This window comes from Halopseudomonas nanhaiensis (genome assembly GCF_020025155.1).
Taxonomy (GTDB): domain Bacteria; phylum Pseudomonadota; class Gammaproteobacteria; order Pseudomonadales; family Pseudomonadaceae; genus Halopseudomonas; species Halopseudomonas nanhaiensis.
Map to the genome: position 1 here is coordinate 2,942,045 of NZ_CP073751.1, position 21,414 is coordinate 2,963,458.

A 21,414-nucleotide genomic window follows, 5' to 3' on the forward strand; every position below is an offset into this window, starting at 1 on the left:
ATGCCCGCCGCCCAACCATTGTCCGGTCTGAAAGTCGTCGAGCTCGGTACGCTTATCGCCGGCCCGTTCGCCGCGCGTATCTGCGCCGAATTCGGCGCCGAGGTAATCAAGGTCGAGTCGCCGGACGGCGGCGACCCACTGCGCAAATGGCGCAAGCTGTATGAAGGCACGTCTCTGTGGTGGTTCGTGCAGGCGCGCAACAAGCGTTCGCTGACGCTCAACCTCAAGCATGAGGACGGCGTTGCCATTCTCGAACGGTTGCTGGCTGACGCGGATATCCTGATCGAGAACTTCCGGCCGGGCACGCTGGAGAAGCTGGGCATCGATCCGGTCAGGCTGCGAGCGCTTAACCCGGGCCTGGTGATCGTGCGCCTGTCCGGCTTCGGTCAGACTGGTCCGATGCGCGATCAACCCGGCTTCGGCGCGGTGGGCGAGTCGATGGGCGGGCTACGCTACATAACCGGGTTCGAGGACCGGCCTCCGGTGCGTACCGGCATTTCCATCGGCGACTCGATCGCTGCGCTGTGGGGGGTCATCGGTGCGCTGATGGCGCTACGTCACCGGGAGGTAAACGGGGGCCAGGGGCAGATCGTCGACGTCGCGCTCTACGAAGCTGTTTTCGCGATGATGGAAAGCATGGTGCCGGAGTTCGAAGTACTCGGCTTCGTACGCGAGCGTAGCGGCAATATCATGCCTGGGATAACCCCATCATCCATTCATACCTGCGCCGACGGCAAGTCGGTGCAGATCGGGGCCAACGGCGACGCCATCTTCAGGCGCTTCATGCGTGCCATCGGCCGCGATGATCTCGCCGAGGACCCCGACCTGGCAGACAACGCCGGGCGCGACGCCAGACGCGACGAGCTCTATGGGGTGATCGACGCCTGGGCGGCTTCCCGGACCCTGCGCGAGGTGCTTGACATTCTCTCGGCCGCCGACGTCCCGGCGAGCAACATTTTCTCGGTGGAAGACATGTTCCGTGATCCGCAGTATCTGGCCCGGGACATGTTCCTTCAGGGCGCCCTGCCCGACGGCAAACCGTTCACTTTGCCGGGAATCGTACCGAAGCTGTCCGATACACCCGGCAGCATGCGCTGGAGCGGTCCCGCATTGGGCGAGCATACAGCGGCGATTCTGGGCGAGCTGGGGTTTACAACAGATCAGATCGAGGCGCTGCGCAGTGCGGGCGCGATCTGAGGAATGCAGCGGGGCAGAACAGGAGGGTCAAGCAGCGATCAAGCGGGCGGCGCCGTGCAGGAGCTGTCACGACGCGACCGCGTACCGAAGGCGCTTACGCGCCGCCGTGCTGGCTGATCAACGAAAGCCCAGGAACGACAAGATAGCGAGGACAATGACGACTGCGCCAACGATGTAGACGATATTATTCATGGTAACGACCTCTCTGCGTTATTGGATACGGACCGCCTCGGCGACCCTCAAAACGGACCTGCTCCCCCTTGGTGCGGTCAATCAGCTCCGTTGCCTCGTTGGACATCACTTATTGCAAAAAATTTGCTCGGATTTGCATCCGCTTCGCTTCAGGCTGAACGCCCCTCATTCACCGCCCATGCACAGGTACTTGATTTCCGTATATTCATCGAGCCCATGGCGTGAGCCTTCGCGGCCCAGCCCCGATTCCTTCACGCCTCCGAAGGGGGCGGCGGCGTTGGAGATGGCGCCCTCGTTGATACCGATGATGCCCGCGTCCAGAGCATGCGCCACGCGCCAGACACGATGGACGTCACGCGTGTAGAAATAGGCGGCCAGACCATAGGGCGTATCGTTGGCAATCTGCAGCGCCTGCTCTTCGGTGTCGAAGCGAATGACCGCAGCCAGCGGTCCGAAGGTTTCCTCCTCGCACAGCTGCATGTCGGCGCTTATATCGGTCAGCAGCAGAGGATGCACGAAGTTGCCGTTGTCTGTGGTCGGTTCCGGTCCGCTGACCCGTATTGCGCCCTTCTCGATCGCGTCGCGGTAGTGAGCATTCACCTTCTGCACGGCATCGTGGTTGATCAGGGCAGACTGGTTGACCCCTTCCTCGAAGCCATCGCCCACCTTCAGATCAGCCATTGCCTGAGCCAGCGCGGAGACGAAACGGTTATGGATGCCTGACTGCACCAGAAAGCGGTTGACGCAGACACAGGTCTGCCCGGTATTGCGAAACTTGCTCGCCATCGCACCGGCGACCGCCTTCTCGATATCGGCGTCGTCGAACACGATGAAGGGAGCATTGCCGCCCAGCTCCAGCGAAATCTTCTGAATGTGTTCGGCGGCCTGCGCCATCAGCTCCCTGCCCACCTCGGTGGATCCGGTAAAGCTCAACTTGCGCACCAACGGACTGCTGGTGAACACCTTGCCGATCGCACTCGACTTGCCCGTAACGACGTTGAACACGCCGGCGGGTATACCCGCTTCCTCGGCCAGAAGAGCCATAGCCAGGGCAGTGTAAGGCGTGGCATTGGCCGGCTTGACGATCATGGAGCAGCCAGCCGCCAGGGCCGCGCCAGCCTTGCGCGTGATCATCGCGGCAGGGAAGTTCCACGGAGTGATGGCCGCGGTGACCCCGACAGGCTCGCGGACTACGACAATGTGCTGGCCCGGTTTGGCGCCTGGGATGGTTTCCCCGTACATGCGCCGGGCCTCCTCGGCGTACCAGCGGACGAAGGAGGCAGCATAGTCCACCTCACCACGTGACTCGGCCAGCGGCTTGCCCTGCTCGAGCGTCATGAGCACGGCAATGTCGTCCTTGTGTTCGATCAGCAGGTCATACCAGCGAAGCAGCAGATCGGCCCGCTCCTGCGCGGTACGCGCCCGCCATTGAACAAAGGCTTTCTGCGCGGCGTCGATGGTGGCGGTGATCTCCTCGTCGGACAATAACGGCACCGTACCGATGACCTCGCCGTTAGCAGGATTGTCGACGGGGATGGTCGCTCCCCCGCGAGCGTCAATCCACTCTCCATTGACGTAGCATTGCTGGCGGAACAGCCGTGGGGAATTCAGGCGAGAGAGTGACATGGAGCCTCCTGTCTGGGTCCGTACAAGGGGTAGCGGCTCTTCCAGCGTCGGATCAGACCGTCTGGCAGAGCCTCGATTTCCCAATGGACAACATCAGCCGAGGTTTATTCGGGTTCGGATCAAACGCCCCCACGGAGAGGATGGCGGTGCGTTCCAGGCGCGCTCGTGCAGCCACATGAGAGAGGTCGAATCCTTCGCAAGACGGCTCTGATCTACCCGTGAAATGGCCTTTGGTCCCTTCTCCAGGCAGTCATGACAGAGCTGCTCGAGCCGTTCGCGGCGGGGGCCCCGTCGGCAGTCGCGGGCGAGCGATGCGTGCAGCAGGTTGACGCGCGGGTTGAGCACCGCTTCACAGAAGGCCGGATATTCGTCGTCCAGTCGGTCCAGAGGCCGCCCGGTCTGGAGATCGTCGATCAGCGGAGAGCCGTCTATTTCTTCCGGGACTGCCAGCCAACGGCGCTTGCGGAGCCAGTCGCCGAGGCCGGCGCCGCTAAGCATGACGAAGATCGGCGCAGCGAAGATCAATGGCAGTGCGACGGGCAGCGACCAGAGAAAGAACATCGGATCCAGCCACAGGGCAAACAAGGCCCATCCCAGGGCGAGCAGCGTCCCGAGCGCCTGGTTGACGATCGCCCTCCCCCAGCGCACTTCAGCGGTGCGATTCTGCCCGGCCCATTTCAGCGTGAAGTTGAACAACGCCTCGACCACGTAACGCGCCTGGGTGAGCATGCGGATGGGCGCCAGCAGCGCCGAGATGAGCATTTCCAGCAGCACGCTGCCGATCAGCCGCGCGCCGCCACCGTATAACCGAGTGCGACGTTCAAGCATGGCGTCCAGCGCGGCCAGCAGCTTGGGAAAGAACAGCAGCGAGAACGTCACACTGACCAGCACGATCGCTCGCTGCGGTCGCCACTCGGGCCACTGCGGGTAAAGCTGGTGCGGATCAGGAAAGTACTCGATCGGCAGCAGCACCAGGCGAGCGGTTTCGATGGTGGTGAGAATCAGGAAGATCAGCCACAGTGGCGAAGCCAGGTAGGACATGATGCCGTTGAGCATGGCGAACCGATGCGCCATGCGCAGCCTGCGTCCGGCGAACAGCAGCCACAGATGCTGCATGTTGCCCTTCGCCCAGCGTCGGTCCCGGGTCAGCTCGTCGACCAGCGTCGGCGGTGATTCCTCGTAACTTTCCGCAAGCCCTGGCTCAAGCCACACCTCGTGACCTGCCCGACCCATGTACGCTGCCTCGACAAAATCGTGACTGGTGATAGGCCCGCGAAACAACCCCCATCCCCGCAACTTGCGCAGACCGCAATGACGCATGAAGGGCTCGATGCGCAGAATGGCGTTGTGCCCCCAGAATGCGGCTTCGCCGAGCTGCACCGAGGCCAGTCCGGTGGTGAACAGCGGGCCGTAAAGCTGATTGGCAAATTGCTGGACCCGTGCGAACAGGGATCGGCCGTTGATCAGCGAGGGACTGGTCTGCAGTATGCCCACCTGCTGGTGGCGTTCCATCAGCTGGACCATGCGTACCAGCGCGCCGCCGCCCATCAGGCTGTCGGCATCGAGCACGGTCATGTATTCGTAGTGGCGGCCCCAGCGACGCAGGAAGTCGCCGATGTTGCCGCTCTTGTAGTTCAGGTTCAGCGTGCGCCGTCGATAGAACAGCCGGCCTTCCGCGCCCAGCTCTTCACACAGCTCAGCCCAGGCGGTCTGCTCGCGCAGCCAGACGTCGGGGTCGCGGCTGTCCGAGAGAATGAAAAAGTCGAAATGCTCCAGCGCCCCGGTCCGCTCGAGACTCCGATAGACCGAGCGCAGGCCGCCAAGGGTTCGATCGATGGGCTCGTGATAGATCGGCAGGAGGATCGCGGTGCGCCGCAGTGGCGTCTGGCCCAGTGTCTCGGCGCTCTGCTGGCTGAGCAGCGCGTGCCGGTCGCCGATACGGCGGAACCAGAAGCCGAATACGCCAATCCAGAAGCCCAGCGATATCCACAGAAACAGCACCGCGAAGATCGCCGTCATGGCCACTTCCAGGCCGTTCCCGCCATGGTAGGGCAGGACCGACAGCATCAGCCAGGTGGCGGCGGCGGTCTGGGTCAGCACGATCACCAGCAGCAGCAGGCGGCGAATCAGCGCAGCCAGTCGCCAGCGCGACCTGGCACGGGGCATTTTTCGGCTGGTAGCCCCGGACGGACGCGTGACCATCAGCGCTCTCCGTAGCCGAGACTACCGCGGAGCATCGGCGGGGCTGGCTGGGGGCGCGCCGCACGTGGAATCTCCAGGCGCGGTGCCAGGCGCTGCAGGCAACTTTGAAATGCATCATCGCCGGTGCCCAGCACATCGGCGATCACCAGCAGGGCTTCGCGCTCGATTTCGTCAGTGAGCCGTACTCCGGACCAGGCCAGGTAGGCCAGCACCCGGGCTACCAGATCTTCGGCATGTACTGCAGGCATGGCCGGCCTCAACGGTTGACCACGCCGAGAATGTCGGTACCCGGCGGCAGTTCGTAGGTCCAGGTTTCGCTGAGCGTCTCCTCGCCCTCGCGGAGGAAGGCTCTCAGTCCGAATGGCTTTTCCTGAGCGGGGCGTGCGAGGATCGACAGACGCCACCGATCCAGCGGTTCGACATATTCGACGAAATGCTCGAGCACCTCGGTGTCATTCAGACCGGATACCTCCGCCACCACCGGCGCTCCGGCCTCACGATCCTCGAGCGGACCATCGACGAAGTCGACAATGACACGCACCGCACCTTTCTCCGCTCCGCCGCCCACCCTGCCGCCATCTCCCAGGTAGCTGTCGACCGTCCTGGCCAGGGGCTCGCTGGCGATATGCTGGTCTCCAAAGCGCACCTTATAGTTGAAGTGCAGCGATTGCTCCGGGCGGATCTCGCCGTCGGTGCGCCAGAAGGAAACGATGTTGTCGTTGGTCTCATCGGGCGTCGGTAGCTGCACCAGTACGACCTGACCACGTCCCCAGTCGCCCTCCGGCTCGATCCAGGCGCTTGGCCGTGAGTGATAGTCGGCTTCGGCGTCCATATAGCTGTCGAAATCGGCATCCCGTTGCAGCAGGCCGAATCCGCGCACGTTGTCGGTGGCGAAGTAGTCGATATTCAGGGCCTGGGGATTGCGCAGCGGACGCCACAGCCATTCATCGCTTGCGCCGTTATGAATCAGCAGCCCATCGGAGTCATGCACCTCGGGGCGCCACTCACCTTCCGGCTTGAGGGTGTTTTCACCGTAATAGAACATGCTGGTCAATGGCGCGAGACCGAGCAACTGAACGGGACGGCGCGGGAAGATCACGCTGCGCACGTCCATTTCGGTGGCCTCGCCCGGCTTCACCGTGAACTGATAGGCACCTGTCACGCTCTTGCCATCGAGCAGCCCGTACAGTCGCAGGGTGTCGTCACCGGGCTTGGGCTCCTCGAGCCAGAATTCGACGAAGGCGGGAAACTCTTCCCCACTGGGCAGCCCGGTATCCACCGCAATACCACGCCCCGATATACCAAAATTGTTTTCCTTGCCGACCGCGCGAAAATAGCTCGCCCCGGCAAATACCAGGAACTGGTTCATCACGTCCGGCCCTTCGAAGGGGAAGGTCACTTTCAGACCGGCGTAGCCCAGGTCGGCTGGCACCAGCCGCTCGATTTCCGGGTTGGGGTAATCGAACTGACTCTTGTCGAACGCCAGGGGTTGCGCATCACCCTCCTCGACAATATTGATCTTCACCGGATGGGTGTAAAACAGGCCCGGCGGCACCATCATCACCTTGAACATCGAATCGCTGTCATGCCAGAGGCTTTCCCCGGTCCGGAAGCGGATGCCCTGGTAGTCGTTATAGCTCAGCTCGCGCATGAACCGCGGCACCGGCGTAGGCGCGGAGTAGGCGCTGCCAGCAAGATCCCGGGCCCGAGTGATGACGGTTTCGAAATCGAAAGGCTCCGCCTGGCTGGCGAATGACGCCAAACCCAGCAGCGGGACGGCGAAGGCGGTGATCCGGGATGACATGCTTGAAGCTCCTTGCGGGTGACGCACGTTGCGGGAACGGTTGCGCGGGGGCAAGCCTGAATGCTTAGGCTATTGCACCCCGCTTCGGTTCCCTGCATGGCCATCGGCGGGTTCCGGCAGTTCAGTCCCCGGCAAAAGACGCGCGATCCGACCGCCCTGCCGGTATTCGGATATCGAACTGAACTCACATGGCCAGCGGCTTTCCAAACGTTGAATTCTTTCCCTGGAGGCCCGAGCCATGCTCGGCATTGTCACATTCATAGTTGCGCTGATAGTGTTCGCCGCCACCTTCCTGTCGCAGGTGCGGGTCCATGACTGGTGGATACGCGCCTGCGAGTTTCCCCGTGTACAGATCGCCGGAGTGGCGTTCCTCGCCTTGCTCGGCGCGGCCTCTGCGGATGCACCGCTGAAATGGCTGACGATCGCCATGTGCCTGGTCGTGATGGTCGTGCAGATTCGCTACATCCTGCCCTGGACACCGGCCTGGGAAGTGCAGATGCCGGCAGCCGAGTCCAGTGAGGACAGCCGCTGCGTAACCATTCTTATCGCCAATGTGCTGACACCCAACCGCAATTTCGCCGGACTCACCAAGCAGATCATTTTTCGCAAACCTGACGTGATCCTGACCCTGGAGAGTGATCAGTGGTGGGGAGACCGACTGGACGAAGCGCTGGGCGAGGAATGGCCCTACTCGGTGAAGATACCGCTGGACAACCTGTATGGGATGCACCTGTATTCGCGCATGAAACTGACCGACGTCGAGGTGTCGTACCTGATACAAGACGACATTCCGTCCGTTCACGGTACGCTGCACCTGCGAAACGGAGCCACCGTGGCCTTGCACGCGGTGCACCCTCGGCCGCCGGCGCCGCAGGAGAGCGACGAGTCACTGTGGCGCGATGCCGAACTGCTGTTGGTTGGCAAGCGCATACGCGAGCGCGGCGGCCCGACCCTGCTGATCGGTGATCTCAATGATGTGGCCTGGTCGCGCACCACGCGCCTGTTCGCCGAGGTCAGCGGCATGCTCGATCCGCGCCGCGGGCGCGGCATGTTCAGCACCTACAATGCAGACCACTGGGCGCTGCGCTGGCCGCTGGATCACATCTTCGCCAGCGAACACTTCTCGCTGGGTGGCATCGAGCGCCTGAACAAATACGGCTCCGACCACTTCCCGATCCTTGCCACGCTTTGCTACAGCCCGGAGCACAAGGACGAGGTGGAGAAGCCTGAAGCTGAAGAGGAACAGCAGGAAACTGCCGACGAGGTCATCGATGAAGCGAAGGATCGCGCCGCGAACGGCGAAGACCCGCACTAGAACGCCGGCTGCCCTACCATCCCAGCTTTCGCTGCATCATCGACAACCAGCGCCAGCCCAGCCAGCCCGCCGCGGCCAGGTAGGGCACCGCGCCGAGGACCCACATGATCAGCCCGGCCAACTGCTGATCTTCCAGACTGCGCGCCTCGCCATACAGCGGCTCGCGTGCGAATGTGAGCAGCGCACCAAGAAACCCCGTGTGCATCAGCGTAAACAGCAGTGCCAGGAGTGCCCAGGGCGCCACCGAGCGCGCCCCGCGCAATACCGCCCACCAGAACAACCCGGCGCTGAGGATGAACAGCAGATGCTCCACCGCATGCCACCAGGGATGCTCGACCGCCAACATATAGAATTTCGGCATGTGCCAGAACCAGACAATGAAGCCATGCAGGTAGGCGAGCAGCATCGGGCGCTGGGTCAACCGCAACAATGGATCCCATACGACCGAGAGTCGCCTGGCACCGCCGGCCGACAGCTGCGGCAGTGGACGGCTGAGTACGAACAGCGGCGGGATGATCACCATGAACAGCATGTGCTGGGTCATGTGGGCGGACGTACTCGTTTCCGCCCACTCGTCCAGCGGGCCGAGAACAGCCAGTCCCGCCAGGGCCATTCCCAGGTGAAACAGCAGTACCGCAGCGATGCCAGGCCGGACCCGTGCGCAGCCGTAGAGGTAGCAGGCCCACAAGCCCAGCAATAACGCCGCGCTGAGCCAGGCTGGAAGTTGATCGTCAGTGGTTGCGGTGAAGGGACTGTGCGCTGATGCCAGCGGCGCAGCCAGCATCAGCAGTGCCCCGGCCAGCGACGCGCCCGCGTGAGTCATACGCATGGCGGCAGAAACAACGCTGGCAGTGCCAGCCCGAACGAGGCAATCGCAGCGACCAGATATACGCCGCCGGCCACCCTTCCCAGAAACCGCTTGTCGGGCTTGCCTACGTCATAGTCTGGCGTCGCCTTCCAGCAGCGCCACGCGTTGAACAGCAGAAAGGCCCCGACCAACGCGCCCAGAACCAGCACCAGCGCGTTGACCCAGGTTTTCATGTCTGCATCAACCGGCGGCGGTGCCACGGCACAAATGACGCCCGTACCACCGTACACCAGTACGAACCAGCCACTCCATACCAGCAGACCGAACACCAGCTGCAACGGGTGCAACGGATGCAGCATAATCTTGCGCATCAGGCGTCCGATCATGTGCCGCTCCAGGTCATCGGCAGCAGGATGAAGGCGGCAAAACTCACCCAGTAGACCCAGACGCTGTAAACCCAGATCGGTAATACTACGACCGGCTCGTACGGCAGCGTGCGATCAACGTAGCCGAACCGTACCCTGAGTGCCTGCAGTATGGTGGCCAGCGTCGACAGTCCACCATGCAGCAACAGGTACCAGAGCATCACACTGAGCACCGAATCGTGTGCCAGGGTCGTGGGGGTCAGCGGCGCACGGATCGCTTCGTACAGAAGCCAGGCAAAATGCGCTACGCCCAGCGCGGCGGCCAACCAGAACAGCAGTCCCAGCGAGGCATCGTTACCCTTGCGCAGACGGTTCACAGCCCAGCCGAACACGCCGGCTCCCAGTGTCAATAGCACGCCACTGCCTACCAGCGAGATCAGACTGAGCGGTCCCTCTGCCGGGGTAGTCCAGAGCGGTGCGGAGGTCCACAGGTAGAACCAGCCGAACAGCAGTGAGGCGAACAGCGTTCCGTTGGCCAGCATGGTAACCAGCACGCCCCAGAGGCCGGGCCCGCTGAATGTTCGCGAATGCAGCGGAGGATCGGTGTGTTCCCAGTCCGGGGTTTTCGGGGCGGCGACCGGATGGGCCCCGTTATGCCAGCTCCAGCGAACCAGGCACAGCAATGCCAGCACCGCACCGGCCAGCGCCACCCAGTAGTACTTGGTCAGCAGGCCGAGGCAAACCACACCGATCATTGATGCCGCCTGCAGCGGAATCCAGGAGTTGGTCGGCAGGTGGATTACTTCCCGGATCTCGCCGGTGACCGCATCGGAGCCGTACAACTCGCGGCGGCCATGGCCGATCTCCGGTAGGCCGTGCTCGCCATTGGCGATGGTTTTCGGCAAATCGGGATTTTCCCAGAGCGGATGGCGCGACGTAATCTCCGGCAGGCTAGCGAAGTTGTAGGTGGTCACCGGCATCTCCACCGCCCATTCCAGGCTGTCGGCGTTCCACGGGTTCTGCTCGGCCTTGCGGCCGAAGCGGAAGTGCAGCGCGATATCCACGATGATCACCGCTACGCCCATCGCCATGATGAAGCCGCCGATGGAGGAGACCATGTTCATCCACTCCCAGCCCAGCCCGGCCTCGTAGGTGTAGACCCTGCGAGGCATGCCGAACAGGCCGGTGAGGTGCATGATCAGAAAGGTCAGATTGAAGCCGATGAATACCAGCCAGAAGCCCCAGCGGCCGAGGATCTCTGACGGCATGCGCCCGGACACGTGAGGCAGCCAGTAGTAGAACCCGGCGATCAGCGGAAACAGCATCCCGCCGACCAGCACATAATGCATGTGCGCGACCACGAAATGCGTGTCGTGGACCTGCCAGTCGAACGGCACCAGCGCGAGCATCACGCCAGTGAGGCCACCGCAAACGAAAATCAGCAGAAAGCCGATGATCCAGAGCATCGGCAGCTTGAACACCACCTTCCCGGTCCAGAGCGTGGCAATCCAGGCAAATATCTGGATGCCGGTAGGGATCGCCACGATCATGCTGGCGACCGAGAAGAACGCCAGTCCGAGCTTGGGAATACCCACCGTGAACATGTGGTGTACCCATAGCCCGAAGCTGATGAAGCCGGTGATGATGATCGCCAGCACGATCCAGCGATACCCGACCAGTGTGCGCTGGGCGAAGACCGGCAGCAGCGTGGAGACGATGCCCGCCGCCGGCAGGAAGATGATGTATACCTCCGGGTGACCGAACAGCCAGAACAGATGCTGCCAGAGCAGAGGGTCACCGCCACCGGCGACCTTGAAGAACACCAGATCAGCCGCGCGTTCCAGTTCGAGCAGGATGGAGCCGAGGATCAGCGGCGGAAAGCCGAAAATGATCATCAGCGCCATCGCCAGGATGTACCAGCAGAAGATCGGCATCTGCCGCAACGACATGCCGTTGGTGCGTGTGCGCAGGATCGATACGACCAGCTCGACCCCCGCGCTGATGGCAGAAATCTCCACGAAGGTGATGCCCAGCAGCCAGAAGTCCGGCCCCCTCCCCGGCGAGTATTCACTGCTGCTCAGGGGGGTATACATGAACCAGCCGACCGCTGGTGCCATGTTCAGCAACATGCTCGACACCACGATGATGCCGCCGAACAGGTAGCAGTAGTAGCCCAGCGCGCTCAGTCGAGGAAACACCAGATCCCGGGCGCCGATCAGCTTGGGAATCAGGTACATCGCGCCGCCTTCCAGGATCGGGATGGCGAACAGGAACATCATCACCGTGCCATGCATGGTGAATACCTGGTTGTACGCATTCGCACTGAGAATCTCCTGATCCGGCAGCGCCAGCTGCGTACGGATCAGCATCGCCAGCAGGCCACCAATCAGGAAGAACACCGTACCGGTGACGATGAAACGCAGGCCGATGGTAGTGTGGTTCACCGCTGCCAGCTGGCCCCAGCCGGGCAGGTTGCCCCAGACCCGATCGAATTCTTCGCGCCGGTCTGAATGCTGTGGTGTGTCAGTCATCGGTCTGCCCGTCCTCTAGCCAGTTGTCGAACTCCTCCTGCGGCACTGCTTCGACGACGAATTTCATGTGGGTGTGATCGGTGCCGCAGAACTCGGCACAGTGACCGCGATACCGGCCGGGCTTGTCCGCCTGGATGCGCAGGGTGTTGACGTGTCCCGGGATCGCATCCATCTTCCCGGCGAGCCGCGGAACCCAGAACGAATGAACGACGTCGCGACTGCTCAGATGAACATCTATCGGAACCCCCACGGGGATCAGCATGTAATCTTCGAGGGTGTGGTCGGTCCCCGGATAAGTGGCCTCCCATGACCACTGCCTGGCGTTGACATGCACCGCGACCGCCTCGCCCGATTCTGGCGGCAACGGCAACATGACGCGGCCGACCGGTAGTCCAAACGCCAGAACCGCGGTGACACTGACGCTGGGCAGGACCAGGCCGCCCCAGAGGATCCAGCGGTTCTGGACCCGCTGCGCTTCCTCGTCGGAGATCTTACCGGGATCGCGCCTCATGCCGAGGAACCAGAGGATGATCACGCCGACATAAACCAGGGTGAAGAAGCCAAACATGCCCCACCAGAGCCATGCTGCGCCCGTCGCCTGGGGACCGGCAGGATCGAGTGTGGAATAAGCGCCGCCACACGCTGTCAGAAGCATGCAGCAAGCCATCAACGAAATGCCGCCCAGGCGTTTTGCTAGAGTTACCGGAGCGCGCAGGCGCGCCCAGACACGACGAGGCGTACGATGATCCGAGGCACGATCAAGAGCAAGATGTCCATAATGGGCCACCCTATCCACCCGATGCTGATCCATTTTCCGGTGGCAGCCATGATCGGCGTGCTCTGCACCGATCTGGCGTACGTCTTCACGCTGGACGAATTCTGGGCCCGGGCCAGCGTCTGGCTGGCGGGCATCGGCGCGGTCGGTGGACTGATATCGGGCGGCGTGGGCCTGATGGACCTGATCAGCGTGCCGGAAATTCGCCGGCTGGTAACCGCCTGGTGCCATGCCATCATGGCCGTCACGCTGTTGTCGCTGGCGACCCTGAACTGGCTGCTGCGTATCGTCGAGGGCGGTCCTGACGTGCTGCCCTGGGGCGTTTACCTGTCGCTGCTCAACGGCGTGATGATCTCCATCACCAGCATGCTCGGCGGGCAACTGGTCTACGACCACGCCATTGGCGTGTCCCAGGAAAAGATCAAGGAGCGCCGCGCGGAGCTGTAACACGCGGGCGCGCCCAGCATGCCCCCAGCCGGTCACAGCAGCTGCTCCATGTCCGGCTTGGCGAGCACCAGCCAGAAGATCGCGCACATCAGCAGCGCGACCACCAACATCAGAAAACGGCACCAGCCGACGACTGATTTGCCGTTATCGGTCTCCGATCTCAGAATCATCAACCCCACCAGGGTGTGACAGACCGCCAAGGCGGCAACCAGCGTCAGCTTGGCGATCAGCCACGTATCGACGGTCTGGTTGACGATGAACACCCAGGTGCCGGCGATGATCGCCACCAGTGCGGCCGGCGTAGCGATGTGGGTAAACATGAAACGCGGGATGGAGTCGAATCGATCCCTCGGTTCGTACACCAGGCTCTTATGAGTAATGCTGCCTATGATCAGCGTCGGGAGATAGAAAAGCGATGCCGTCCAGATCAGCATGGCAGCGATGTGCGGCACCAGGAACCAGAGCATCCGGCGGGGTTTCCTCTTACAGCTGGGATGGGCGAATCACAGTATGTTGACAACGACGAACGTGAAAGTTGCGCCAAAGACCAAAAGCGCCAGCAGCACCAGCAGCCCATCGTGCACCACCAACGCCAGCCCCAGAGCCAGTAATGCCAGGCCTGCCGCCGACGACGAAAAAGGCACCAACTCCATGAACGGCATGCACAGGCCGATGACCACGCACACCGCGGCTACCCCGTAACTGGCGCCGTTGTGTACGAGGAAGGTCAGCCGTGGCTTGAGCACCTTGTCTATGCCCCGGGCCGGCTTGCTGAGCCAGCTCAGCGCCTTTTCCAGCTTGCCGTGTTCGACCGAGCGGTCGAGGATGAAATGCGGCAACCAGAACTGCTTTCGGCCCAGCAGCATTTGTCCCGCAACGAGCAACACGAACGACGCCATGAAGAACGACATCCCGGGCACGCCGCTCAACGGGGAAAACAGCGTAATACCGATCAGCATCAACAGCGGGCCGAAGGACCGGCTTCCAATCGACTCGACCACCATACCGATCGACACTTCCTGGTTGTCATGCGCCAGCTGACCGATGCGGTCGAGCAGTTCTTCGAGGTTGTGTAACGGCTGGTTCATCGAACGTCCCTTGGCTGATCCGGCGCCCCCTTGAGGCGGTCTCTAGGGGCTTGGAGGCGTGTGGTTCCGGGAAGTTCTCCGACGCACCCTGTTCAACGGGCATAAAAAAGCCCGGCAGGTGCCGGGCTCGGAGGGCGTACCGCGCAGTATCAGAGCGGCTTGCCGCGATTGCCATGTGCGGCGACGAACTGCTGCACGTCACGCAGGTGGTTTGGCAAGACGGTGCAACGTTCGTCGCGCTCGAACAGATCCGCCAGGTGCACCGGCAGTTCGGGTTTCTCGTCAACGGCCGAGCGGAGCACCGCTTCCGGAAACTTGACCGGGTGCGCCGTGCCCAGCGTGATCATCGGCAGGCTCATGGAGCGACGGCATTCGCGCGCGGCACGCACGCCAATGGCCGTGTGCGGATCGAGCAACTCACCGCACTCGGCATAGACCTTGGCGATGGTGTCGCAGGTCGCCTGGTCATCAACTGCCAGCGAATCGAACAGACGGCGCGCTTCGGTCCAGCGCTCGCTTTCCACCGATAGCTTGCCGGTCTCGCGGAAGTCCGCCATGAGCTGGGCTACCGCCGGACCGTTGCGACCATGCAGGTCGAACAGCAGACGCTCGAAGTTGGACGACACCATGATGTCCATCGACGGCGACAGCGAAGCGTGCAAGGTGTCCTTGTCGTACTGGTTGCCGCTCATGAAGCGATGCAGGATGTCGTTGCGATTGGTCGCAACGATCAGCTGACTGATCGGCAGACCCATGTTGCGCGCCAGATAGCCGGCGAAGATGTCGCCGAAGTTGCCGGTCGGCACGGAGAACGCCATTGACCGCGCCGGAGCACCCAACTGCAGCGCTGCATGGAAGTAGTAGACGATCTGCGCCATGATGCGCGCCCAGTTGATCGAGTTGACTGCTACCAGACGGGTGCCCTTGAGGAAGCCCTGATCGGCAAAGCTGGCCTTGACCATCTCCTGGCAGTCATCGAAGTTGCCTTCGATCGCAATGTTGTGGATGTTGTCACCCAGGATGGTGGTCATCTGGCGACGCTGCACCTCCGAGACCCGCTGGTGCGGATGGAGAATGAAGATGTCCACGTTCTCGCAGCGGCGGCAGCCTTCGATGGCAGCCGAGCCGGTATCTCCCGAGGTGGCGCCCATGATCACAACCCGCTCGCCGCGCTTGATCAGAAAATAGTCGAGCAGCCGGCCCAGGAGCTGCAGGGCGAAGTCCTTGAAGGCCAGGGTCGGGCCGTGGAACAGTTCCAGCACCCACTCATTTGCCCCGAGCTGACGCAGCGGTGCAACCGCCTTGTGCTCGAACACCGCGTAGGTGTCGGCAAGAATCTGTTTGAAATCGGCATCCGGAATGCTGCCGGAAACGAAGGGACGCATCACGTGGAAGGCCAGCTCGTGATAGGGCAAGCCGGCCCAAGACGCGATCTCCTCCTGGGTGAAGCGCGGCAGATTCTCCGGTACGTACAACCCACCATCGGTTGCCAGACCAGCCAGCAGCACGTCTTCGAAATTAAGGGCCGGTGCCTGGCCGCGAGTACTGATATAGCGCATGTCGTCAAACCTTCGGTTTGAGCCGCAAGCTGCGAGCCACAAGCGGCAAGCTGTCCGGGTGGAGCTTGCCGCGTGCAGCGTGGCGCTTGCCGCTGAGTTAGTTCAGTTGTTCCACCCGGATCCGCATGACCGGACCGGCGATGTGATCCAGGGCTTCGAGTGCGGCGATGGCATCGTTCATGTGCTTCTCGAGCACGCGATGGGTCATGAGAATGATCGGCACCAGTCCATCCTGTTCCTCGACTTCCTTCTGGATGATCGATTCGATGTTGATCCCGCGCTCGGACAGGATGGTCGCGACCTTGGCCAGCACACCCGGGCGGTCCTGGGCCTGCAGACGCAGATAGTAGGCGGTCTCGACCTCTTCCACCGGCAACACCGGCAGATCCGACAACAGGTCCGCCTGGAATGCCAGATGCGGAACACGGTTGTTCGGGTCGGTGGTCAGCGTGCGGACGACATCAATAATGTCAGCGACAACTGCTGACGCCGTGGGCTCGGCGCCGGCGCCGGCTCCGTAGTACAGGGTCGAGCCAACGGCGTCGCCATTGACCATGACCGCATTCATCACGCCATTGACGTTGGCGATCAGCCGGTCTGCGGGAATCAGCGTCGGGTGCACGCGCAGCTCGACGCCGTTGTCGGTGCGCCGCGCGATACCCAGATGCTTGATACGGTAGCCAAAGGCTTCAGCATAATTCACATCCGCGGTGGTCAGGCGGGTGATGCCCTCGGTGTAGGCGCGGTCGAACTGCAGGGGGATGCCGAAGGCAATGGACGCCAGAATGGTTAGCTTGTGCGCCGCGTCGGTACCTTCCACGTCGAAGGTCGGATCGGCCTCGGCATAGCCCAGCGCCTGCGCCTCGGCGAGTACGTCTTCGAAGGTCCGGCCCTTCTCGCGCATCTCGGTGAGGATGAAATTACCGGTGCCGTTGATGATGCCGGCGACCCAGTCGATCTGGTTGGCAGCCAGGCCTTCGCGCAACGCCTTGATGATCGGGATACCGCCGGCAACGGACGCCTCGAAGGCGACCACTACGCCCTTCTCCACCGCAGCGCGGAAGATCTCGTTGCCATGTACGGCGATCAGTGCCTTGTTCGCGGTCACCACATACTTGCCGTTGGCGATCGCCTGCATCACCACGTCCTTGGCCACCCCGGAGCCACCGATCAGCTCGACGATGATGTCGATTTCGGGGTTGTTGACCACTTCGAACACGTCATCGGTGACAACCGTTGAACCCAGGTCGCAGGTTGGGTTGACATGGCGTGCGGCAATCTGCGCAACCTCAATGCCGCGCCCGGCGCGGCGGGCAATTTCAGCGGCGTTGCGCTGCAGGACATTGAACGTGCCACCGCCTACGGTGCCCAACCCACATATTCCAACTTTGACCGGTTTCAACCTAGCCCCCACTCGTTTCGTTGCTGTTAGTCTCGCCACCGGCGGTTCCGCTTGCGCCGGGGCGTTTTATGTCGCCGGATTCGGCGATTATTCGTACGCCATGGCTTCGGCAGCAAGTACCTCGGCCGGCTTGTACCCCGGCAGCATGATGCCGTTGGCCAGGAAGATCGCCGGCGTACCCTGTACACCGAGCTTCTGGCCGAGCTCGAACTGCTTAGCCACCGGATCATCGCACTTGGCAGACTTGACCGACTTGCCCTGCTTGGCGCGGGTCATGGCAGTCTGCTTGTCGTCGGCACACCAGATCGACTGCATCGTGTCGGCAACCGGGTTGCCCATCCCCGAGCGCGGAAAGGCCGCATAGCGCACCTCGATACCCAACTCGTTGAGCTCCTCGATCTCGCTATGCAGCTTGCGGCAATAGCCGCAGTCGACGTCCGTGAATACCGTCACATGGGTCTTCGGCTTGTCCGGCGCAAAAATGACCAGCTCTTCCTGTGGAATCGCGTCTATCGCCTGTTTGGTTCCGCGCGCCTCGGCTTCAGCGGCAGCGGTCAGGTTGCGCGGCTGCTCGGTCGACACGTCGAACAGCGAGCCCTGCATCATGTACTTGCCATCGTCGCTGGCATACAGCACGCGGCCATTTTCCAGTTCGACCTGGTACAGCCCGGCGATCGGCGTCTGACTGACAGCGGACACCTTGGCGGGAAACTGCAACCGATCGAGCGTCTGCTGGATAGCTTGCTCGGGGTCTGCCGAAGCGTTCATGGCGGCCAGCGCCAGAGCGCAGCCTGCTAAGCGTTTGAACAGCATGATTCGGTTCCTCCTGAAGACGCGCAAGCTTAGCATGAAACCTGCGCCTCACCCACGTGGATGATGGCTCGCGTGCAGGTCGCGCAGACGGTGCCGGGCGATGTGCGTGTATATCTGTGTCGTCGACAGATCGCTATGTCCGAGCAGCATCTGCACCACCCTCAGGTCGGCACCGTGATTGAGCAGATGCGTTGCGAAGGCATGGCGCAGCGTGTGCGGCGACAGCTCGCTGCGAATGCCGGCCTGCTGAGCATGCAGCTTGATACGGTGCCAGAAGGTCTGACGCGTCATCTGCCGTGCCTGGCGGCTGGGAAACAGCACGTCGCTGGGCTGGCCGGCAAGCAGAACCGGGCGAGCCTCCCGCGCATAACGGTCGAGCCAGACCAGCGCCTCCTCACCCAGCGGGACCAAGCGCTCCTTGTCGCCCTTGCCGGTAACCCGGACCACTCCCTGGCGCAGATTCACCTGATCCAGCCGCAGCCCGACCAGCTCGCTGACCCGCAGACCGCAGGCATACAGCACTTCTAGCATGCAGCGGTCGCGCAGGCCCAGCGTATCCTCGACATCAGGCGCACCCAGCAGCGCCTCGACGTCCGCCTCACTCAGTGACTTGGGCAATGGCCTGCCCAGCTTGGGCATGGCGACATCGAGTGTCGGGTCTTCGGCGATCAGATTCTGGCGCAGCGCATGACGATAGAACCCGCGTATACAGGATAGAAAACGTGCAGTGGAACGTGCCTTGTAGCCGTCGCCAATTCGCCAGGCCAGGTGTTCCATCACGTTGGCGCGACCAAGCTTGAGCAAAGACAAGCGCCTCCCGGCCGCCCAGACCGCGAGCGTTTCGAGGTCCGTGCGGTACGCCTCAAGGCTTTGCCGCGCCAGTCCCCGCTCAAGCCACAGGCTATCGAGGTAGGCGGCGATCAGTCGCGTCTCGGATTCGGGCACGGAAGGGGCGTCGGGGCTGGCTGTCATCGATATCTCGCGGGGGAAAAGACGAACGTACAAGCGCTGTCGCAACCACGCAAGCCACTTGCATGCTCGTCGGTTAAAGCTGAGCTCCGTGCTGGTAGCGTTTCCGCGTTCGCGCCCAGGTGCGCGCCTACAACTCAAGCGCTCCGTAGGAGCGGGCATGACCGCGAAGGGGTGGCATCCAAGCCAGGCCCCCAGGCATAAAAAAAAAGCAGCCCGGAGGCTGCTTTTTCGTAGCGGGCGGTGATCAGCCCAGCTTTTCCTTGATACGTGCTGCCTTGCCGGACAGTTCGCGCAGGTAGTACAGCTTGGCCTTGCGCACGTCACCGCGACGCTTGACGCTGATGCTGTCGATCAGCGGCGAGTAGGTCTGGAAGGTACGCTCTACACCCACACCGCTGGAGATCTTGCGAACGGTGAAAGCCGAGTTCAGACCACGGTTACGCTTACCGATAACCACGCCTTCGAAAGCCTGCAGACGCGAACGCTCGCCTTCCTTGACCTTTACCTGGACGATGACGGTGTCTCCCGGGGCGAACTGGGGGACTTCCTTGCTCATCTGTTCCGCTTCAATCTGGGCAATAATGTTGGACATTTCTAACTCCTGCTCAAGCCGCCGGACTTGCTTCAATGGTTATCGGTTGCCTGTTCGCGAATGAATTCCGCCAACAGCTGTTGCTGTTCTTTGCTCAATGTCAGGTCCTCCAGCAGTTCCGGCCGGCGTTGCCAGGTTCTGCCAAGGGACTGCTTGAGACGCCAGCGCCGGATCAGTGCATGATTACCACTGAGCAGCACCTCCGGTACGCGCCGCCCCGCAAACTCTTCCGGCCGGGTGTAATGCGGACAATCCAGCCACCCTTCCGTAAACGAATCCTCTGCCGCCGAATCGGCGTGACCCAGAACCCCGGGAATCAGCCGGGCTACCGAATCAAGGAGCACCATGGCTCCCAGTTCACCACCGGACAGAACATAGTCCCCGATGGAAATTTCCTCATCGACACACATGTCGATGATGCGCTCGTCGATACCTTCGTACCGACCACACAGCAGGACGATGCTTTCCAGCTGCGACAGCTCCCGAGCACGCTGCTGCGTCAGCGGGCGGCCCTGCGGTGACAGGTAAATCACCCGTGGCGGCGCGGGCGCCTGCTCGCGAATCGCTTCGATTGCTTCGAGCAGTGGCTCAACCTTCATCAGCATGCCGGGACCGCCACCGAAGGGCCGGTCATCCACCGTGCGATGCCGATCATGGGCATGATCACGCGGGTTGCTGAAAACCACCGTCATCTGTTCGCGGCTCACGGCACGGCCTGTTACGCCGTATTCGGTCAGAGCCGAGAACATCTCCGGAAACAGCGTTACTACACCGGCCCACACCGGTCAGAACTCCGGATCCCAATCGACCTGCATCAGGCCGGCCTGCAGATCGATGTGCTTCACATACAGATCCGGCAGGTAGGGCAACAACCGCTCACGCGTGTCGACACTCCCCTCGCAGGGCTTGACGACCATCACGTCGTTCGAACCGGTCTCGAGCATATGGTCGATGCGACCCAGCAATTGACCTTCCAGCGTCTCGACCCGCAGGCCTTCGAGCTGATACCAGTAAAACTCGCCGTCTTCGAGATCGGGCAGAGCGTCGTGCGCCACGCAGATCTCGAAATTCACCAGATCCTCGGCCTGATTGCGGTCGTCCACGCCCTTGAGCTGAACGATCAGGACGCGACCCTGCACGCGAGCACCGGTGACAGATACCGTACGCTGTTCCGCGCCCCGGCGAAGGGACCATTGCGGATAGTCCAGCACGTTATCCAGCGGGTCGGTATGCGACAGCACCTTCACCGCCCCACGAATGCCATGCACCGAAACGATCTTGCCCAGGACCAGCATGGGCGATCCGGACTGTTCCGGCGAGGAGGCCATATCAGGCAGAGGCCTGAGCTTCCTTCAGCAGCGATGCAACGCGGTCAGACGGCTGTGCACCCTGGCTCAGCCAGTAGCTGACGCGCTCCTGGTTTACCGACAGGCGCATCTCACCACCCGCAGCGACCGGGTTGAAGAAGCCAACGCGCTCGACGAAACGGCCATCACGGGCGTTACGGCTGTTGGCTACGGTCAGGTGATAGAAGGGGCGCTTCTTGGAGCCACCACGAGCAAGACGAATGGTTACCATGTGAACATCGTTTCCTGTGTTTGAGTCACGCTTCAAATAATTCATCACGGGCCTATAGCCCGAAAGGTCGCGTATTCTACGGAATATCCCGACTGATGAAAACTGTTTTTTCGGCAGAGCGCCGGGCCGGGGCGACGAGTGCCCCGCC

Annotated in this window: 21 protein-coding genes; 3 read left to right on the plus strand and 18 right to left on the minus strand. The window is 62.2% G+C overall.

Going from position 1 to position 21,414, the window contains the following annotated elements:
* Window positions 1–1,197, plus strand: coding sequence for a CaiB/BaiF CoA transferase family protein (locus tag KEM63_RS13355; protein WP_223652433.1), 1,197 nt, complete (start codon window positions 1–3; stop codon window positions 1,195–1,197).
* A gap of 357 nt (window positions 1,198–1,554) precedes the next feature.
* Here the strand turns inward: KEM63_RS13355 and KEM63_RS13360 are convergent, their stop codons facing one another.
* From KEM63_RS13360 to KEM63_RS13375, 4 genes are all read right to left on the minus strand, one after another.
* Window positions 1,555–3,015 carry an NAD-dependent succinate-semialdehyde dehydrogenase gene (locus KEM63_RS13360; RefSeq protein WP_223652435.1) on the minus strand — a complete coding sequence of 487 codons (1,461 nt, stop codon included), beginning with the start codon at window positions 3,013–3,015 and terminating at the stop codon, window positions 1,555–1,557.
* 93 nt (window positions 3,016–3,108) lie between these two features.
* Entirely contained in the window at window positions 3,109–5,217 is a 2,109-nt protein-coding gene (gene mdoH, locus KEM63_RS13365; RefSeq protein ID WP_223652437.1) for a glucans biosynthesis glucosyltransferase MdoH, read from the minus strand.
* Window positions 5,217–5,465: a hypothetical protein gene (locus KEM63_RS13370; protein ID WP_223652439.1), complete on the minus strand. Its 249-nt coding sequence runs from the start codon at window positions 5,463–5,465 to the stop codon at window positions 5,217–5,219. The genes mdoH and KEM63_RS13370 overlap by 1 nt, the downstream gene beginning before the upstream one ends.
* An 8-nt stretch (window positions 5,466–5,473) precedes the next feature.
* Window positions 5,474–7,021 carry a glucan biosynthesis protein G gene (locus tag KEM63_RS13375; RefSeq protein WP_223652441.1) on the minus strand — a complete coding sequence of 516 codons (1,548 nt, stop codon included), beginning with the start codon at window positions 7,019–7,021 and terminating at the stop codon, window positions 5,474–5,476.
* Window positions 7,022–7,259: 238 nt separating this feature from the next.
* Between KEM63_RS13375 and KEM63_RS13380 the strand changes: the two genes are divergently transcribed.
* A complete protein-coding gene (locus tag KEM63_RS13380; protein WP_223652443.1) occupies window positions 7,260–8,336 on the plus strand; it encodes an endonuclease/exonuclease/phosphatase family protein in 1,077 nt (358 codons plus the stop codon).
* 13 nt (window positions 8,337–8,349) lie between these two features.
* Here KEM63_RS13380 and KEM63_RS13385 read toward each other — a convergent pair whose 3' ends face one another.
* From KEM63_RS13385 to coxB, 4 genes are read right to left on the minus strand one after another with little or no spacing between them, the layout of a single operon-like run.
* Window positions 8,350–9,165, minus strand: a complete 816-nt coding sequence (locus KEM63_RS13385; protein ID WP_223652445.1) for a cytochrome c oxidase assembly protein — start codon at window positions 9,163–9,165, stop codon at window positions 8,350–8,352.
* On the minus strand, window positions 9,156–9,530 hold the full coding sequence (locus KEM63_RS13390) for a hypothetical protein (RefSeq protein ID WP_223652447.1): 375 nt from the start codon (window positions 9,528–9,530) through the stop codon (window positions 9,156–9,158). Before KEM63_RS13390 ends, KEM63_RS13385 begins: the two co-directional genes overlap by 10 nt.
* The gene (ctaD, locus tag KEM63_RS13395; RefSeq protein ID WP_223652449.1) at window positions 9,527–12,040 is read right to left on the minus strand and encodes a cytochrome c oxidase subunit I; all 2,514 of its coding nucleotides are present in this window, start codon (window positions 12,038–12,040) and stop codon (window positions 9,527–9,529) included. Before ctaD ends, KEM63_RS13390 begins: the two co-directional genes overlap by 4 nt.
* Window positions 12,033–12,695: a cytochrome c oxidase subunit II gene (gene coxB, locus KEM63_RS13400; RefSeq protein ID WP_223652451.1), complete on the minus strand. Its 663-nt coding sequence runs from the start codon at window positions 12,693–12,695 to the stop codon at window positions 12,033–12,035. The genes ctaD and coxB overlap by 8 nt, the downstream gene beginning before the upstream one ends.
* 87 nt (window positions 12,696–12,782) lie before the next feature.
* Here coxB and KEM63_RS13405 point away from each other — a divergent pair, with 87 nt between their 5' ends.
* Entirely contained in the window at window positions 12,783–13,262 is a 480-nt protein-coding gene (locus tag KEM63_RS13405) for a DUF2231 domain-containing protein (protein ID WP_223652452.1), read from the plus strand.
* A 32-nt stretch (window positions 13,263–13,294) separates the two neighbouring features.
* On the opposite strand, the gene KEM63_RS13410 is transcribed toward KEM63_RS13405, so the two are convergent.
* The 10 genes from KEM63_RS13410 to rpsP all read right to left on the minus strand — a co-directional run bounded on the left by KEM63_RS13410 (window position 13,295) and on the right by rpsP (window position 21,266).
* Window positions 13,295–13,729 carry a CopD family protein gene (locus tag KEM63_RS13410; RefSeq protein WP_223652454.1) on the minus strand — a complete coding sequence of 145 codons (435 nt, stop codon included), beginning with the start codon at window positions 13,727–13,729 and terminating at the stop codon, window positions 13,295–13,297.
* Between the two features lie 36 nt (window positions 13,730–13,765).
* Window positions 13,766–14,350, minus strand: coding sequence for an exopolysaccharide biosynthesis protein (locus tag KEM63_RS13415; RefSeq protein ID WP_223652456.1), 585 nt, complete (start codon window positions 14,348–14,350; stop codon window positions 13,766–13,768).
* 149 nt (window positions 14,351–14,499) lie between these two features.
* Window positions 14,500–15,909 (minus strand): threonine synthase, encoded by a 1,410-nt coding sequence (gene thrC, locus KEM63_RS13420; RefSeq protein ID WP_223652457.1) that lies wholly within the window; start codon window positions 15,907–15,909, stop codon window positions 14,500–14,502.
* A gap of 97 nt (window positions 15,910–16,006) precedes the next feature.
* Window positions 16,007–17,311 carry a homoserine dehydrogenase gene (locus KEM63_RS13425; RefSeq protein ID WP_223652459.1) on the minus strand — a complete coding sequence of 435 codons (1,305 nt, stop codon included), beginning with the start codon at window positions 17,309–17,311 and terminating at the stop codon, window positions 16,007–16,009.
* A gap of 87 nt (window positions 17,312–17,398) precedes the next feature.
* Window positions 17,399–18,127 (minus strand): bifunctional protein-disulfide isomerase/oxidoreductase DsbC, encoded by a 729-nt coding sequence (gene dsbC / locus KEM63_RS13430; RefSeq protein ID WP_423747864.1) that lies wholly within the window; start codon window positions 18,125–18,127, stop codon window positions 17,399–17,401.
* Between the two features lie 45 nt (window positions 18,128–18,172).
* Window positions 18,173–19,069 carry a site-specific tyrosine recombinase XerD gene (gene xerD, locus KEM63_RS13435; RefSeq protein WP_423747865.1) on the minus strand — a complete coding sequence of 299 codons (897 nt, stop codon included), beginning with the start codon at window positions 19,067–19,069 and terminating at the stop codon, window positions 18,173–18,175.
* Window positions 19,070–19,340: 271 nt separating this feature from the next.
* Complete coding sequence (gene rplS, locus KEM63_RS13440; RefSeq protein ID WP_223652466.1) at window positions 19,341–19,688, minus strand: 50S ribosomal protein L19; 348 nt, start codon at window positions 19,686–19,688, stop codon at window positions 19,341–19,343.
* Between the two features lie 32 nt (window positions 19,689–19,720).
* The gene (trmD, locus tag KEM63_RS13445) at window positions 19,721–20,470 is read right to left on the minus strand and encodes a tRNA (guanosine(37)-N1)-methyltransferase TrmD (protein ID WP_223652468.1); all 750 of its coding nucleotides are present in this window, start codon (window positions 20,468–20,470) and stop codon (window positions 19,721–19,723) included.
* 3 nt (window positions 20,471–20,473) lie between these two features.
* Window positions 20,474–21,016 carry a ribosome maturation factor RimM gene (rimM, locus tag KEM63_RS13450; protein WP_223652470.1) on the minus strand — a complete coding sequence of 181 codons (543 nt, stop codon included), beginning with the start codon at window positions 21,014–21,016 and terminating at the stop codon, window positions 20,474–20,476.
* Window position 21,017: 1 nt separating this feature from the next.
* Window positions 21,018–21,266 carry a 30S ribosomal protein S16 gene (gene rpsP / locus KEM63_RS13455; RefSeq protein WP_223652471.1) on the minus strand — a complete coding sequence of 83 codons (249 nt, stop codon included), beginning with the start codon at window positions 21,264–21,266 and terminating at the stop codon, window positions 21,018–21,020.
* Window positions 21,267–21,414 lie beyond the last annotated feature (148 nt).